We start from the raw sequence: 15,896 nt of genomic DNA, 5'->3' as shown, positions 1-15,896 counted from the left end.
GATTGCTTCCTGTTTGAACTTAAGCCGACTGAAGTATTCTTAGAAGTAACTCTATGAATTAAATTACTTTTGTGAGGATGTCATTTGAAACTTGTACAGATATCTCTGCTGCTAGGCTTAGTAGGTACAGCGCTGCCTGCCGTGGCAACAGCTGCTATGTATGGCCCACGACTGCAAGGTTTTGACTATCCTTACCCTGTGCAGCTTTTTAGTCTGAATAGCCAGCAACAGCWGTTGGAAATGGCTTATCTGGATGTTCCCGCAACAAAACCCAATGGCAAAGTGGCGTTACTGCTGCATGGCAAAAACTTTTGTGCCGCCACCTGGCAAGGCAGTATCGAAGCCTTAACAGCTGCTGGCTATAGGGTGATAGCGCCGGACCAGATTGGTTTTTGTAAATCCAGCAAACCAAAGCAGTACCAGTTTAGTTTTCAGCAACTGGCGGTCAATACCAAAGCTTTGCTGGACAAGCTCGGTATCCAACAAGTGACAGTCATGGGTCATTCGATGGGTGGCATGCTGGCCACTCGTTTTGCCTTGTTATACCCAAAGGAAACAGCACAGCTGGTGCTGGTGAATCCTATAGGGCTGGAAGACTGGAAAGCTTTAGGTGTGCCTTATCGCACTGTGGATCAGTGGTATCAGCGTGAGTTAAACACCTCTGCTGCTGGCATCAAACAGTATCAGTTGAGTACTTATTATGCCGGCAAGTGGAGGCCAGAGTTTGACCGCTGGGTAGAGATGCAGGCCGGCATGTACAAGGGGGAAGGCAAAGAGCAGGTGGCCTGGAATTCAGCTTTAACTGCAGAGATGATTTTCACCCAGCCGGTGTTGTACGAGTTTGGCCAATTGCAGATGCCAGTACTGCTGATGATTGGCGAGCTGGATAATACCGCCATCGCCAAAGATATAGCACCGGCTGAACTTAAACTCAAGCTCGGCAATTACGCCACACTTGGTCCTGCTGCCGCGAAAGCTATACCGAATGCATCTTTAATCACTTTTGCAGATTTAGGCCATTCGCCGCATATTCAGCAGCCAGAGCGTTTTCACCAGCAGTTGATTAAGCAGCTACACACTAAGTAGCTGCTGATGTTGCTATTGGTTTAGCTTCGCTGGTTTTGCCGCTGCTATAAATAAAATACAGCGCTATACCCAAACATAAAATAGCGCCTAGCCGCTGCTCTGAAAGCGGCATAGCGCTGTTGCCCAGCCAGCCAAAATGATCAATCAACATACTCATGCTTAACTGACCAAAAATCACCGCAACTGTGGCTATGGCTGTGCCAATACGTTGCACTGCCAGTACCATAATCACTATGTAAGGCACACCCAACAGCGCTCCGAGTAATTGCCATTTAGGCACATCCAGCAGCGTGACACTGTGTTTAGGTTCAAAGAAAAAGATCAATAAAGCTGTGATTAATGCGCCTAACGCAAAAGTCAGAAAAGCACAGCGAAACACCCCTACCTGAGCGCCCAAACGGCCATTAATAGCAGCCTGAATACTTAATACTGCGCCAGCAATCACCGCCAGAATAATCATTAAAATGGTCATGGTTTTTCCTTAAAACTTGTTTATTAGCTGTTCGCCATTAATGCCAATGCAATCACAATGAAAAATAGTGCGAGCAGACGTTTAGTATCCATTCTGCGGTGCGGCACCCCAAACCAGCCATAGTGATCAATGATTAAGCTTTTAAACACCTGACCGGCCAAAATGCCGACCATGGTCATAGCTATGCCAATAATGGGCGCGGCCAGAGTTAGAATAACCACATAGACAGGCCCTAATACGCCGCCGAGCAGTTGCCATGAAGGCTGGCTAAAAAAGGATGGGCTGTTGCGTGGGCTAAAAAACAGCATCAGCATAAAAGTGATGGCGGCACCCACAGCGAAAATACTAAAGGTGGCCCATAACTTACCCACTTCAAGCCCCAATGGCCCAAGTAAACCCGCTTCCACCGACAACCCCATGCCACCTGCTACCACCAGTAGCAATAACAACATCTGCATAACTTTCTCCATTGCTTCAGTGCTGATTCAAGCCGCGCAGCATATAGCAGTGCTTGGTTGCGAAAAACGCTATAATCCAGAAATCACCTTTGCAGGATTTGCACGAATGAATGACTTAAATGCGATTAGTATCAGAAATTTGCTGTTTTTTATCAGCGTGTTTGATGCACAAAGTTTTTCAATAGTGGCGCGACGACAAGGAGTGTCAGCTTCTATGGTGTCGCGTTCTGTGCAGCAGTTAGAAGACGCACTGGGCCAACAATTGTTTTATCGCAATACCAGGGCTGTGATCCCAACTGAAGCGGGGCGGATTTTTGCGGACTATGCGCGCACCATGGCTGAGCAGTTGAGCGAAGCGCAAAAAGAGTTACAAGACAAAACACTGCAGCCAGCAGGTGTGGTTCGGGTCAATGCGCCGGTGTTTTTTGGCCAAAAACATATAGCGCCCTGGTTAGCCGAATTAAGCAACAGATACCCCAAGCTGCAAATAGAACTTAGTCTAACCGACGATTTTATTGACCCTCACCGTGAAGCTGCCGACCTGATTTTCCGTATTGGTGCTTTGGCGGATTCCTCTTTTCATGCACGGGTTATCGGAAAGCAGACCTATTATCTGGCAGCTTCTCCTGACTATATAAACAAACACGGCGAACCCAAAACACCAGCCGATCTTCTTCAGCATCAGGCCTTGGTGTATCGCGGATCTTCAGGGCCGAATCGATGGCTGTTCAGGGAAAAACAAGAGGGGGAAAAACAAACCAGCTGGGTTCATTCGCCAGTCAAGGCTACTTTAACCTCCAACAATGCCGACAGCTTATATACAGCAGCGCTGACAGGTATGGGGCTGGTGCTGTTTCCTGACTGGCTGATTGGCGATAGCCTGAAGCAAGGCAAGCTGGTTCTATTATTACCCGACTATGAAGCGGCCATTAAAACGGAGCCGCAGTGTATAGCTGCTATTTACCCTCATGTTCGTCATCCGCCGCTGAATGTGCGAGTGCTGATTGATTATTTTATTGAAGTCTATGGTTCGCCGCTGTATTGGCAGTTGGAATAAATGGGCAATTGGAATAAAGGGGCAACTGAAATAAATCGGCAGTTGGAGCCATAAAGGCAGAACTTAGTGATACAACAATCCATAGGTCTATCCTGATTGCCCGAATAAGCACAGTGATTTATGGTACTAGCAGAAGCAGATAAAAATGATGGATAAAAGATGCTGAATGTCGTTGCTAAACCTCTGGTTAAACTGGTGGAACGTTACCTGCCTGACCCTTATATTTTTGTGTTGTTATTGAGTCTGTTGGTGTTTGTCGCCGCCATAGTCTTTGAGCAACAAAGTCCTTTGGCTGTGGCGCAGCAATGGGGCGACGGCTTTTGGGGTTTATTGAGTTTTTCGATGCAAATGCTGTTGGTGCTGGTGACAGGTTTTATGCTAGCCAGTACTCCGCTAGTCAGCAAGTTACTGGACAGGCTGGCGATGCTAGCCTCCACTGCAGGTCAGGCTATAGTGCTGGTGACGCTGGTGTCTTTAGCTGCGAGTTGGTTGAACTGGGGTTTTGGTTTAGTAGTTGGGGCTTTGTTTGCTAAAGCTTTAGCGCGGCGCATTCAGGTCGATTACCCCTTGCTGATTGCCAGCGCCTATTCAGGTTTTGTTATTTGGCATGGTGGCTTGTCGGGTTCAGTGCCTTTAACTATTGCCACGTCCGGCCATTTTGCTGAAGCTCAAATCGGCATTATTCCAACCTCCGACACCATCTTTTCGTTATTTAATCTGCTGTTGCTGGCCGCTTTATTTATCTCTGTGCCGCTGCTGAATTACCTGATGCGACCTAAAGCCGAAGATGCAGTTTATATAGACCCGGCTAAGTTAAAGCCTGAAAGCCTGCCCGATTTAACCACCGAACGCCCTGCCGATAAGCTGGAAAATAGCTTTGTTATCACAGCTTTCATTGCTGTGGCCGCCGGAGCTTATTTGCTGCAGTACTTTGCCAAAGCAGGTGGGCTGAATCTGAATATAGTGAACTTCCTGTTTTTATTTCTGGCAATTTTGCTGCATGGCACTCCAAGGCGTTTATTGCATAGCTTGCAGCAGGCTATTCAGGGCGGAGCTGGCATTATTATTCAGTTTCCGTTTTATGCCGGTATTATGGCGGTGATGATGCAGTCGGGTTTAGCTCAGTCTTTATCGCAGTGGTTTGTTAGCTTTGCCACGGCAGAAAGTCTGGCGTTCTGGACCTTTTTGAGTGCTGGTTTAGTCAATATTTTTATTCCATCCGGTGGTGGCCAATGGGCAGTGCAGGCTCCTGTGATGATACCGGCGGCTTTGGAGTTAGGGGCTGAAGTCAATCGTATAGCGATGGCAGTGGCCTGGGGCGATGCCTGGACTAACTTAATTCAACCCTTTTGGGCTTTGCCTGTTTTGGCGATAGCTGGCCTTAAAGCCAAAGATGTAATGGGGTATTGCCTGCTGCAGTTGCTGGTGACAGGTGTCATTATCAGTCTGGTGTTAAGCTTTATCTGATTCAGGCCGAAGCAGCCGACAGGAAGGACGCTATAGTAAAACGGCCGGAAAACGGGTTTAGATCGTAGCTGTAATCAGGCTTGATATCGCCGGAATGCAAAGACGAGCAGCGGTACAGCACCAGACGGTTAAAACGGGCAGGTACAGTAGCAATCACCTCAAAGAGTGGTGTGTTACCACAAATGTAACCCTTTGGCACACCATGCATTTGAAAATCAGCCTGCAAAGCGCGCTGATAATGGACCTGACACTCTGGCGTAATAGCCTCATAGCCTGTGCTGCGGTGTCGATAAAAACTGGTGCCGCCGTGGCGTTCATCACATAAGTAATAGATGGCCGCCAGTTCGTCAGGGCAAGGCCGGTCAAAGTGGGGAATAGACTGCATAGGCGACAATGCTGCCGCCGGGGTACTGACCAGGGAGAAATAGCTTTCAATCTGCTGCAGTTGGGTTGGCGCCAGGCCAAAACAGTCCTGAACAGCTTGTGCTAACTGCTGTAGCAGGAAAGTACCAAAGGCCGCTGGCGCAGCAGAGCGTAAGCCAGGATACAAACCCCCAGCTTGTTTCACCTCTCCTTGTTGCAAGGCATACTGGAGCAGTTGCTCCGGCTGTGGAATAAAATCATCCACCACCATTAGCGGCTGTTGCTGCGTGCCTATGCGGCTAAACCTCAGTACAGGCTGCCTCATTAATAGACTTTTCCGGCTTTGCAGTTCAGGTCGATAAAGCTTTGATGAGACGGCATATGGTCGACAGATTTGCGGATCACGCTGCGAATACCCTCCAGCCGTTTTGCCAGCTCAGCTTCAGGAAACAGATCCGCCATAGGGTGATAGCCTTGTGGTGTTATGCCTTGTCCCAGCATGACTTCAAACCAGCTCAGATCGCTGAACATTTCATTGTTAAAACGGAAGATACGCCCATTGGCTTTAAACTGTTGGATTTTCTGCGTCAGCTCCTCTGGCACAGCCATGGTACGGCAATAATTCCAGAACTCTGAATCATTCCGTTCTGTGGCATGGTAATGCAGGATCAGAAAATCCCTGATCTTGTCATAGTCAAAGTGCATCTGACGGTTGAATTCGTCTATGTCACTTTGTGCAAAGTTACGGTCGGGAAAAAAACTAAACAGCTTAGAAATTGTGGCCTGTACCAAATGTAAACTGGTGGACTCCAGCGGTTCCATAAAACCACCTGCCAGCCCAACAGCCAGACAGTTTTTATTCCAGAATTGTTTGCGTTTGCCTGTGACAAAGCGGATGGGTCTTGGTTCTGCCAGCGCTTCACCATCCAGATTCTTCAGCAAAATAGCTGTAGCTTCATCTTCCGACATAAAACGGCTGCAGTAGACATGACCATTACCTACTCTGTGTTGCAGTGGAATACGCCACTGCCAGCCAGCTCTCTGGGCTGTGGCTCTGGTAAAAGGCCAGGGTTCAGACGTTGTTGCGCTTGGCACTGCAATAGCTCTGTCACAAGGCAACCAGTGGCTCCAGTCTTCATAGCCGGTTTTCAGGGTTTGCTCAATCAGCAGCCCACGAAAACCGGAGCAATCGATAAAAAAGTCAGCTTCGTGTTCAGTGCCATCAGCCAGACGTAAAGAGCGGATAAAGCCATTGTCCAGCTGACGTACTTCAACCACTTCACCTTCGGTGCGCTGCACGCCCCATTGTTCGGCTAATTCACGTAAATACTTGGCAAAAAGCCCTGCATCAAAATGAAAGGCGTAGGCGATATTCGACAAAGGCGAGTTGCCTGCATCCATGGACCGCATAAAGCGCTGTTCAAGGCAGGCCAGTGAACTCAGGGTATATTCATCCAGCGGTGCGGCTTTGCCCAAAGCGCGCATTTTTAACCAGTAGTGATAAAACTGCAGCCCTTCCATATTTTTGCCTACATCGCCAAAAGCATGAAAGTAGCTACTGCCCTGTTTTTGCCAGTCAACAAACTGAATACCCAGTTTAAAGGTGGCCTGAGTACGACGCATAAAGTCGTTTTCGTCTAACCCAATCAATTCGTTGTAGAGCATAATCTGAGGGATAGTGGCTTCACCTACACCAACAGTGCCTATCTGTTCTGATTCTATGACCTGGATCTGACAATATTGGTTTTTTAATACTTTTCCCAAAGCTGCAGCTGTCATCCAGCCAGCAGAGCCTCCACCTAATACGATGATTTTTCTTATTTTTTCTATCATAACAACCTCAATGTGAAAGCTGCTGCAGGCAGCGATTCAGGGTATCAATCTGAGACGGCATAGCGGCAACTAATCTGGCTATTTGCTGCTGTATTTGCCTTAATCCTTGTTGTATTTCTGTTTCTGTCCGGTTTGCCAGCAACATACTGCGAAGTTCAGGTGTGAGACCAAGACCCTGCATCAAACCAAACCATTGGCCCGCTTTAATTGCATCGGTTTCTGTAGTCAAAACGCGGCCTAAGCGGGCAAAAGCCTGGCCAGTTTTAGTCGCCAGTGGTTGCTGATGTAAGTGCAAAAAGTCCTGCACCTCAGACTGATACTGTTGCCAGTGCTGGTTATACATCAGTGCAGTGGCCGGGCAACTGCTTTGGTTTGGCAACAAATCCAGCCAACGTATCACCAAATATTGCAAGGCGGTCAGGCCGTTGTACAAAGGGCAATCCAAGGCCGCTGCGGCTTGTCCAAAACGCAAATGATTATGCTGCCAGGGTTGGGATCCTGTTGGCTGCTGTTTGGTGTAGCTTTGCCAGTCGGTTTGGCCTGTCAGCTGTTGCAGTTCGTGCCTGATCTGTGGCAAATCAACAGCCGGATCCGTGCATTGGCTGAACCAATGACTGCCTTGCTGCAAAGGCAGCCGCACTAACCAGCCCCATGAGGTCTGGATCACAGAGCTGTAAGGCTGTTGCAATAGCACAGTTGTGTCCTGAGCAGAGAAAAGCTGCACGGTGCGGCTTGCCTCGTCTGCTGTGGGTTCTGCTCTGCAATCCAGGCAATAACCCACAGCGATAGCAGCACCATTGTCCAGCTGCAGGCTGCTGATCTGGCCCTGGACGCTGTAGTTAATCTCCACTATTTGACTACTGAGGAAGGTCACACCAAGCTGCTGGTTATAGTGCTTCAGGCAAGCTGCGAATTCAGCGGTCTGAAGATGCATACCATAACTCAGAGCTTCGGCCAGATCGGGTCTGTTTGCAGGGGCCAGAGCAAATTTACCCTGATGGGCTGCCTGGGCCGCTATGCTAAATAGCTCAGCCTTACTGTCTGGCTCCTGTTGCAACAGCTGCAGTATAGCCTGCTCAAATTCAACTGCAGAGCCGTTCAGGCCATAATGACCAAAAGGCACAAACCAGCGGTTTGCGCCGCTTTGATACTGACTGCCCAAAGAAAAAGTAGCTTGGGCTTTAGCCAGCACCAGTTGCAGTGGTAAACCCAACATCTGACAGAGTGTTGCGAGTTCAGGTCCGCATGCTACAGCAGCAGGTTCTTTGACCCTTGCTGGTAACTCCAGCGCTATACAGGGATAACCAAAGGGCTGTAGATGCTTGGCTACTATGGCTGTTGCCATCTGTAACCAGAGGCCATGGCCTATTAACACCAGAGGTTGTTGCATCCTTTTACCCCCTGTGTCCGTACAAACTAAAGGCGGGTGCAACTGCGGCACCTGCCAGTTCAGTATGCTGCAATACCTGATGGTGGTCTGGCATAGCGCTCACCAAATGTTGCAGCTGGTGCTGATAGCTGCTGAACCAGGACTGCAACTGGTTTGGATCCAAAGCGCCAAGGCGGGCATCCAGTTGTTGTGGTTGCAGGCCCTGGCCCAGATAAAGTGCCAGCCAGCTGGCAGGCTGAAACAGCCCTTGCCGGTATTCCAGCAGATGGCCAGTTTCCTTAAACATCTCCAGTCGCTGCGTCAGACTGTCAGGTATCGCCATCTGGGCGCAATATTGCCAAAAAGGTTCGGGTCTGGAATTTAGCTTGTAATGCAGTATTAATAAGTCGCGCACCCGCAGATATTCAAGCTGCATTTTCTGGTTAAACAGCTCACGCTCTATATCTCCTACCGGGTTGGATGGGAAATACTGCAGCAGGTTTTCAATGGCAATTTGCACCAGATATAAACTGGTGGACTCCAGTGGTTCAAGGAAACCAGAGGATAAGCCTATCGCAATACAATTTTTAACCCAGCTTTGTTTGCGTCGCCCTGTAACAAACTGAAGGGCTCTGGCTGGGGCTAAAGCTCGCTCCTCTAAGCCTGCCATTAATTCCTGCTCTGCGGCGCTGTCAGTCAGGTAAGAGCTGCAATACACCACACCGTTGCCGGTGCGGTGTTGCAATGGAATACGCCATTGCCAACCTGCAGCTATAGCTTTTGAGCTGGTGTAAGAAGGTGGGGTTGGGTCTTTCTCGCTGGGTACCGCCAAAGCCTTGTCGCAAGGCAGCCAATGCTGCCAGTTGTCATAACCAGTCTGGAGCGTTTTATCGATCAGCAAGGCGCTGAAACCTGAACAATCGATAAAAAGATCGCCATCTATCTGCCGGCCATCTTCCAATATCAGTTGAGCAATATCACCGTTGTTATGTTGTGTCACAGCCGTGACTTTGCCATCCAGCCACTCGACGCCCTGAGTGATTGAATGCTGACGTAACAAAGCGGCATACAGAGTTGCATCCAGATGATAGGCGTAGTTAAAAGCAGAAGCGGGGTCTTTCAAATCGGCAACTGGACGACTGAACTTGCCTTGTTGTGCCATTAGTACGGCGAGCGAGTACTGACCATAATCTTTTAGTGTGGCTGCTTTTTGCTGCTGTAACCAGAGCCAGTGTTGATGAAAAGGCAGGCCATATAAATCCTCACCACTTAAACCAAAAGGGTGGTAATAATCGCTGTTTGCCTGACCCCAACCACGAAAACGGATAGCCAGTTTATAACTAGCCCCTGTGGCCTGCATAAACTCAGTCTCGTCCAGGYCAACCCACTGGTTAAACTGGCGGATATGCGGAATAGTGGCTTCACCCACACCAACAGTACCTATCTGAGCCGATTCAATCAGTTGAATACTGTAACGATTTTGGGGTAAATATCTGGATAATGCCGCTGCTGTCATCCAACCCGCAGTGCCACCACCCAAAATAATAATACGTTGTTTAGCTTCCATAATGACTAATGTATAGCTCCTGCATAACAAGGTGCACTTTGGCGTTAGCCACCAAAGTGCACCTTGAATACTACAACCTCATCGCTCTACTGAGTAGCAACTTTAGAAGTTGCCACGCATCACTAAAGCGATACGACGGTCAGCAACAAACCATGAACGACCCGCTTCCAGGCCTTCATCATTCAGCAGCATCAGGGTTTCTGATTGTGAGTTTGTCAGGTTAGTCGCCTGCAAACCTATGCTGAAATTATCTGTCATGTTGTAAAACACTGAGCCATCCAACTGACCGCTGTCGTCATACCAAAGTGGTGCTTTACTGATCACATCCCTGGTTGTTAACAGGTACTTGGAGCGCCAGTTGTATGCCAGGCGCGAGCTCCATTTGCCTTTTTCATACATAGCCACCAGGTTAAAGGTGCGATCAGACTGCCCCTGTAAAGGCACATTGTCTAAGTTCACCCGTATGCCTGTATCTGTATTTTCATCTCCATTCCAACTTTCATCTTCAATGTCTACGGTGTTATTGGGTACACCACTGGCATCTATATAAGTAAAGCTGGCTTGCATACCTAAACCATTCCAGGGTTCAGGCAACATGTCATAAAACTGTTGATAAGACAGTTCTAAACCATCCATTTTGCCATCGCCCCCATTAGTTGTGGTGCTAATGAGTGAGGTCTGTGTTACTCCGGTGTCAGGGTTCGTCATGGATTGCGGGAATGCACCTTGCACAAAGTAATTTTTCAATTCTTTGTGGAACAAAGTGGCACTTAACTGACCCACATCAGCGAAATACCATTCCAAAGAAATGTCGTACTGCACTGACTCCATAGGTTTCAGGTAGGGGTTGCCACCACTGCCTGTCCAGGCAGGTACAAAGGCGCGCTCTATCATATTATCCTGTGGTGGAGGCGGATTATCCGGGTCAATAACGCTAATAGGCCGCACCGACTGCACAGATTCATTGCCTAAAGTCACTCTGTTTTGCACATCACCCATATCCGGTAAAGCGACTGCTTTAGAAAAGGCAAAACGTGATACCAATTCGTCCGTCAGCTCCACTTTAATGTTGAAGCTGGGCAGCAGCATCGTGAACTTAGTTTCCGCTGTCAGGCGCTGTTCGCTGTCATTACCAAAGGCCCTGTCGTTGTCTGGCAGGTAGTTGATCGGGTCGCCCGCCCAGCGATTTTCAGGAGCTTCCAGTGCAGCCTCCAGATCAGCATAAGTACCTGCTGCTATCTGCTGATTCAGGTAATCCAGCACCACAGGTTGAGTCAGCTGTTGGTTTCGCAGTGATTCTGGTGGCAGAAAATCCGGTAGCAGATCCGGGAAAGTGACAAAACCATTGGCCTCACGGTCCAGTACCACATAGCGTAAACCAATGTTACCACCATAACGCAGTTCGCCATCTCCTTCGAAATTCAGTCGGAAATACACGGCTTTGTTGGTTTCAGTGGTGTCATTGACTTCACCTGGTGTGAAAATGCCAAATTCTGAGTCCACACCAGCGCGTTGTGGATAAGGAGTCCAACTGCCGCCAGCGGATTGGAATGGCTGTCGGGTTGGATTTGCTCCCATAATAGAACGGACATAAGCTTCAGTGGCATGTATGGTCTGGTTACCCGGTATATTGGCTATGCCGCCACCATGGAAATCTGACCAATCGACCAGCTCAAAATCTGTCGCTGAGCCTTCCAGCGTATCCAGCCAGCCAGCGGGAGCAGCGCTACTGAACTCTGGTGCTAAAGCGCCCCAGTTCCAGCTGGTAGTCCGAACTGTTTGCTCACGTTTGGCATAACGAATACCAGCCTGAATGGAGGTCATAATGCCTTTGTTTTCCAGATGGTAAGTCGCGTCCAAACGAGTGGCAAAAGAATCGCCCTCTGAGCGTTCATAGTGATCCATGGCACTGCGCAGCAAATAGGAGCTTGGATCCTGGAAGTAATTACTATCTCCCGCCGGATCACCGCTAAAGCCAGGATAACCAGTGGCAAATAAATCCGGATTGGCATCACGATAACCAAACCAGGGGTCAATTAACGACATAGTAGGAGTGCTGCCTGTAACATCATAAGCCTGACCAGCAAAAGCGCCGGTATGGACTACTACGTCATCGTCACTGGTTTCAGCCTTCACCACCTGGAAGTCGCTGGTTAATTCCAGGCGCTCATTCGGTTTCCATTTGAAATTCAGCGAGAAATCTTCAACCAGAGTTTCAGTATCTTTGACCCTGCTATCAAACTGCGTCATATAACCAAACTGGTTGCGGGCATTGTCTCCCCATGCTCTTGGCACTCTGTCAGCGTTGCCGTCAGCGGCGCGCCAGCCGTCGACACCCTGAGTGATAATACCGGATTCAAACAAGCCCTTGTCGTCGAACTCAAACTCTGTACCTTCAAGCGGACGGGTACGACGATTGTCTATGCTGTAGTAGCCCCCTTGATATTTCACCGCCTGCTCATGCCAGGATAAACGTGAGTCGGAGCGAATATATTGAAAAGTACCAAGGAAGCTGTCATCGCTGTTTTGCCACTGCAAAGCCGTTGACATACCAGTACGTTCACGGTCATCAAATTTTTTCAGTAAGTTGGATGCGTTGGGTAACCAGACTGTACCGTTGCCATCTGCTCCAACAAAATCTTCCGCACCGGGCAGAGTATTGGCGTAGAATGGCACATAAGCATCAGACTGAATACCATGAGACTCGCCATACTGCTGAGAATGTGCGGCGTTTATCAAAAAGCCAAATTCGCTGCCACCATCAAGCTGATATCTGTCGCTAAAAATAGCGGACAGGGTGGGGCTGCCTTTTTCTGCCAAATCGCCATAAGAATAGTCGCCGCTAATGGAAAACAAGCGGCTGCTTGCATCAAAAGGCTTTCTGGTTCTCAAACTGACTGTGCCACCAATACCGCCTTCAATCATATCGGCAGTCTGGTTTTTATAGATATCCACACCACCCATTAACTCAGGTGATACGTCCTGAAAGGATAAGCCACGTCCAGAGTTGGCGGTAAAAGAATCACGACCATTAAACTCACTGCGGGTTTGCGTCATACCCCGAATAATGGCGCCGCTACCTTCCACACTGAAATGATCCGGGTCGTCAGGGCCGGCGAAACGTTCTATCGACACGCCAGGAACCCTTTGTATAGCTTCCAGCACGCTACGATCCGGCAGTACGCCGATATCCTCTGCGGAAATACCATCTACTACCGTATCAGCCAGACGTTTGACATTCTGAGCGCTTTGCAGGTTCGCTCTGGTGCCTTTCACCTCTATGATCTCCACCCCTTCTTTGACTGCTTCCTGCTCAGCTGTTTTGTCTGTTTCCTGCGCCTGAACAGAAACCGACATTCCCACTATGGCCATCGCCAGCAGCGACTTTCTGAATATGGGCCTGTCAGACCTTTTGTGTATTACACTTTTTGTCGGTGCCATCAGCACTCTCCCCTTTTTGTTTTTGTCTTTATCTTGCCACCCAACAGCAGTCAGTTTTCTCCCCCGTCTGTCCCTGTGGCGCTGTTTGCCAGCTATTATTATTTCCTGCACTTCTAGGCTAACGTACCGCTTTTTATACCGTTATTTATCGTCATAGCTGCCCAAGTTGATACTGAGTCGTGTGAGTCTGGACGTCAAACCGTCTCCGAAAAAACGAAATAGCGAAAACAGAATTCGCACCTTTTTTGAGCAGTGATGCATTAATCTGGTGCAGATGGGGTTTGTCAATAGATGAGTAAAAACAGATGCTTGGCTAAGCCCGGGTCAAAGTTTTGGTCTGCGTTGCACCTTTAGGTACTTGGTGGTGCAAGCCGCTTTTCCCGGGCTTGAATGAAATACGTGACTACAGGCTGAGTAGCGGATTGGGGCGCAGATTATTGCGGTCTGCTTTGAAAGCGCCCCCTGAATTCATCTTTAAAACGCCTGGATAAACTCAGCCGTTCGCCGCTGTTAAGTAGAATTTCACCATCGCCGCTGGGGTCGTAACTGATGCTGTGAATGGCATGATGGTTGACCGCAAAACTGCGGTGAATACGGCTAAAGCCTTTGTGTTGCAGTGTTTCAATAGTTTTGGCAAGGGTAGCGCGCAGCGGGTAAATACGGCCTTTGCTGTGTAAATTGACATAGTTACCGGATGACTCCAGCCAGTCGATATCGTCCACTTTCACCAGAAATTCTTTATCCAGTTTACGTACCAGAAAATGTTCGGGTGGGGAGTTGTTGTGGCTGGTTGCTATGCTGTCTTCGTTTTGCTCAGCACCAATCAGCATGGCGTCACCTTTTAAGCGGCGATAGACAAACTGCGCGAGATGAAAGAGCGCAAATAAAAACAAATAACCCCAGACATCTTTGCGGTATTCATAGAAGAACTCACGGGCTAAAGGGCCAAAATCATAGCCTCTGCCGAGTAGCCCATACACCAGCTTCCGCAGCGCTACCATCAGGCTGACATGGCCAATACAAAACAATAAACTGGCGACAAAATGCAGTGATAATTGTAAGCCTATAGCATTAAAACGGGGTGGCACTTTGTTAAAAAACCAGACTAAAAACGGAGTCAGCATCAAAGTACCTATGGCGCTACTGTATTCCCAGACTAAAGGCTCCCACCATTGCAGGGTAGAAAGAGCATCCCTCTGGTGCTCCATCCAGACTGAGCTGGCGTTAATACTGTTGTTGATCAACAAATACAAAGCAAAAAGCAGATAGCTATACAGCACCTTGTGGTGCTCAAATTTTTCAAACCAGTTTTTAGCCACAGCGTTCGTCCCCACCAGCCACCTCTTATCCCTCAATTCCACCACAAACCTATTCAGCGCTGTGCGCTGGCGTTCGCAGCGGACAGAATCAAATACAACACCCTACCGCAGAGGATTATTAGCATGACACGAACTGACACAGGCCGTCGATATGAACTGGATTGGTTACGCACTCTCGCTTTTGCAATACTGATTTTGTACCACATTGGGATGTATTATGTTGCCGATTGGGGTTGGCATATTAAAAGTGAGCAAACCTTTACCGGACTGCAGGAGCTGATGATTCTGACCAATCCATGGCGTATGTCCTTGTTGTTTTTACTGGCCGGTATGGCGCTGAGTTTAGTTTTGCCACGTATCAGTCGATTGAAACTATTAAGGCTACGTTCCAAGCGTTTATTGATCCCTTTGCTGTTCACTATGTTTGTGGTGGTGGTACCGCAAGTTTATTATGAGGCCTTAAGCCAGCAACTGATCCAGCCGGGTTATCTGCAGTTCTGGTGGCAGTATGTCAATCCTGTTACCGACTTATTGCCCGATCATCATAGCCCTATTGGCTTACTGACCTGGAACCATGCCTGGTTTATTCCGTATTTATGGTGTTACAGCCTGCTGGTGTTGTTGTGTTATCCGCTGCTGAATGTAGTATCACAAGCAGGCTGGTTGCAGCAGCTGCAAGGCCGGTATGCTTTGGCACTGGTTTTTGGTCTGATGTTATGGGCCTGGTGGATGTTAAAGGCGGATTTTCCAAGCACTCATGCCTTAGTCGATGATTGGTATAACCATGCTAAATACTTTCTGGTGTTTATTGCGGGTTTTTTATTGGCGCGGCAGGATCTGTGGTGGCAACAACTGGTAGCAAACAGAAGGGTATGGCTGGTGATAGCTCTGTGCTGTTACTGCCTTATTATTGCTGAGCGCAATGATGTTTTTGACTATTACTCAGGCCCGACAAATAGTGAAACGCTGCATAATATGCTGTTTGGTTCTGTACTGGTGATTAATCATTGGCTGTGGTTACTGGCAGTATTGGGTTATGCCGGAGCTTATCTGGCAAAAACAAATAGCCCGCTGTTAAGGTACTGCAACGATGCTGTGCTGCCCTGGTATATTTTGCACCAAACATTAATTATTCTGTTTGCGGCCTGGTTAAAACCTTTGGCTATACCTGCAATTGCAGAGTTTCCATTGTTGTTGGCTTTGACTGTAGCAGGTTGTTATTTGGGCTATGAACTAATACGCCGTGTTGCTTTATTAGGTTGGTGTTTTGGGCTGGGCAAAGCCCGTCAGAGCATTCAGAATTCAAACTCCACTGAGCCATTATCAGTGACAAGGCCTGTAAGCTGAAAAAAGGCCTAAGCTGCAGCCAGAGTATTTGAAATGGGCCTGTTTTGCCTTGACCACTTATCGAATCAATAACACCAAGTATGAAGGGGATGATACCCTGATGCGGCTTGTTTAGAT

12 protein-coding genes are annotated in these 15,896 nt (G+C 48.4%); 4 read left to right on the top strand and 8 right to left on the bottom strand.

Annotated elements, in window-relative coordinates; translation table 11 throughout:
• Positions 1-84: 84 nt before the first annotated feature.
• The gene (locus P3C17_RS08980; RefSeq protein WP_300929113.1) at positions 85-1,086 is read left to right on the top strand and encodes an alpha/beta hydrolase; all 1,002 of its coding nucleotides are present in this window, start codon (positions 85-87) and stop codon (positions 1,084-1,086) included.
• Here the strand turns inward: P3C17_RS08980 and P3C17_RS08975 are convergent.
• Positions 1,079-1,558 (bottom strand): DMT family transporter, encoded by a 480-nt coding sequence (locus P3C17_RS08975; protein WP_300929112.1) that lies wholly within the window; start codon positions 1,556-1,558, stop codon positions 1,079-1,081. The genes P3C17_RS08980 and P3C17_RS08975 overlap by 8 nt on opposite strands.
• 23 nt (positions 1,559-1,581) lie before the next feature.
• The gene (locus tag P3C17_RS08970) at positions 1,582-2,016 is read right to left on the bottom strand and encodes a DMT family transporter (RefSeq protein WP_300929111.1); all 435 of its coding nucleotides are present in this window, start codon (positions 2,014-2,016) and stop codon (positions 1,582-1,584) included.
• A 106-nt stretch (positions 2,017-2,122) separates the two neighbouring features.
• Here P3C17_RS08970 and P3C17_RS08965 point away from each other — a divergent pair, with 106 nt between their 5' ends.
• Positions 2,123-3,073: a LysR family transcriptional regulator gene (locus P3C17_RS08965; RefSeq protein ID WP_300929110.1), complete on the top strand. Its 951-nt coding sequence runs from the start codon at positions 2,123-2,125 to the stop codon at positions 3,071-3,073.
• A gap of 159 nt (positions 3,074-3,232) precedes the next feature.
• Positions 3,233-4,540, top strand: coding sequence for a TIGR00366 family protein (locus tag P3C17_RS08960; protein ID WP_300929109.1), 1,308 nt, complete (start codon positions 3,233-3,235; stop codon positions 4,538-4,540).
• A gap of 1 nt (position 4,541) precedes the next feature.
• Here P3C17_RS08960 and P3C17_RS08955 read toward each other — a convergent pair whose 3' ends face one another.
• The 6 genes from P3C17_RS08955 to P3C17_RS08930 form a co-directional block, all read right to left on the bottom strand.
• Positions 4,542-5,228 (bottom strand): DUF6445 family protein, encoded by a 687-nt coding sequence (locus tag P3C17_RS08955; RefSeq protein ID WP_300929108.1) that lies wholly within the window; start codon positions 5,226-5,228, stop codon positions 4,542-4,544.
• Entirely contained in the window at positions 5,228-6,736 is a 1,509-nt protein-coding gene (locus tag P3C17_RS08950) for a tryptophan halogenase family protein (protein ID WP_300929107.1), read from the bottom strand. Before P3C17_RS08950 ends, P3C17_RS08955 begins: the two co-directional genes overlap by 1 nt.
• Positions 6,737-6,743: 7 nt before the next feature.
• Positions 6,744-8,126, bottom strand: a complete 1,383-nt coding sequence (locus P3C17_RS08945) for a tryptophan 7-halogenase (protein ID WP_300929106.1) — start codon at positions 8,124-8,126, stop codon at positions 6,744-6,746.
• A 4-nt stretch (positions 8,127-8,130) separates the two neighbouring features.
• Positions 8,131-9,672: a tryptophan halogenase family protein gene (locus P3C17_RS08940; protein WP_300929105.1), complete on the bottom strand. Its 1,542-nt coding sequence runs from the start codon at positions 9,670-9,672 to the stop codon at positions 8,131-8,133.
• Positions 9,673-9,774: 102 nt separating this feature from the next.
• Positions 9,775-13,113 (bottom strand): TonB-dependent receptor, encoded by a 3,339-nt coding sequence (locus P3C17_RS08935; protein WP_300929104.1) that lies wholly within the window; start codon positions 13,111-13,113, stop codon positions 9,775-9,777.
• Between the two features lie 434 nt (positions 13,114-13,547).
• Positions 13,548-14,432, bottom strand: coding sequence for a LytTR family DNA-binding domain-containing protein (locus P3C17_RS08930; RefSeq protein ID WP_300929103.1), 885 nt, complete (start codon positions 14,430-14,432; stop codon positions 13,548-13,550).
• 123 nt (positions 14,433-14,555) lie between these two features.
• Between P3C17_RS08930 and P3C17_RS08925 the strand changes: the two genes are divergently transcribed.
• A complete protein-coding gene (locus P3C17_RS08925; RefSeq protein ID WP_300929102.1) occupies positions 14,556-15,779 on the top strand; it encodes an acyltransferase family protein in 1,224 nt (407 codons plus the stop codon).
• The last annotated feature ends 117 nt before the right edge of the window (positions 15,780-15,896 follow it).

Origin of the sequence: Rheinheimera sp. 1928-s (assembly GCF_029269265.1) — a bacterium.
Taxonomy (GTDB): Bacteria; Pseudomonadota; Gammaproteobacteria; order Enterobacterales; family Alteromonadaceae; genus Pararheinheimera.
The sequence above is the reverse complement of the archived record's forward strand: the minus strand, read 5'-3'. Positions and strand labels throughout refer to the sequence as shown.

Coding starts and splice junctions, on each gene's coding strand:
- P3C17_RS08975 (WP_300929112.1), bottom strand. CDS start 1,558: ATGACCATTTTAATGATTATTCTGGCGGTGATTGCTGGCGCAGTATTA.
- P3C17_RS08970 (WP_300929111.1), bottom strand. CDS start 2,016: ATGCAGATGTTGTTATTGCTACTGGTGGTAGCAGGTGGCATGGGGTTG.
- P3C17_RS08965 (WP_300929110.1), top strand. CDS start 2,123: ATGAATGACTTAAATGCGATTAGTATCAGAAATTTGCTGTTTTTTATC.
- P3C17_RS08960 (WP_300929109.1), top strand. CDS start 3,233: ATGCTGAATGTCGTTGCTAAACCTCTGGTTAAACTGGTGGAACGTTAC.
- P3C17_RS08955 (WP_300929108.1), bottom strand. CDS start 5,228: ATGAGGCAGCCTGTACTGAGGTTTAGCCGCATAGGCACGCAGCAACAG.
- P3C17_RS08950 (WP_300929107.1), bottom strand. CDS start 6,736: ATGATAGAAAAAATAAGAAAAATCATCGTATTAGGTGGAGGCTCTGCT.
- P3C17_RS08945 (WP_300929106.1), bottom strand. CDS start 8,126: ATGCAACAACCTCTGGTGTTAATAGGCCATGGCCTCTGGTTACAGATG.
- P3C17_RS08935 (WP_300929104.1), bottom strand. CDS start 13,113: ATGGCACCGACAAAAAGTGTAATACACAAAAGGTCTGACAGGCCCATA.
- P3C17_RS08925 (WP_300929102.1), top strand. CDS start 14,556: ATGACACGAACTGACACAGGCCGTCGATATGAACTGGATTGGTTACGC.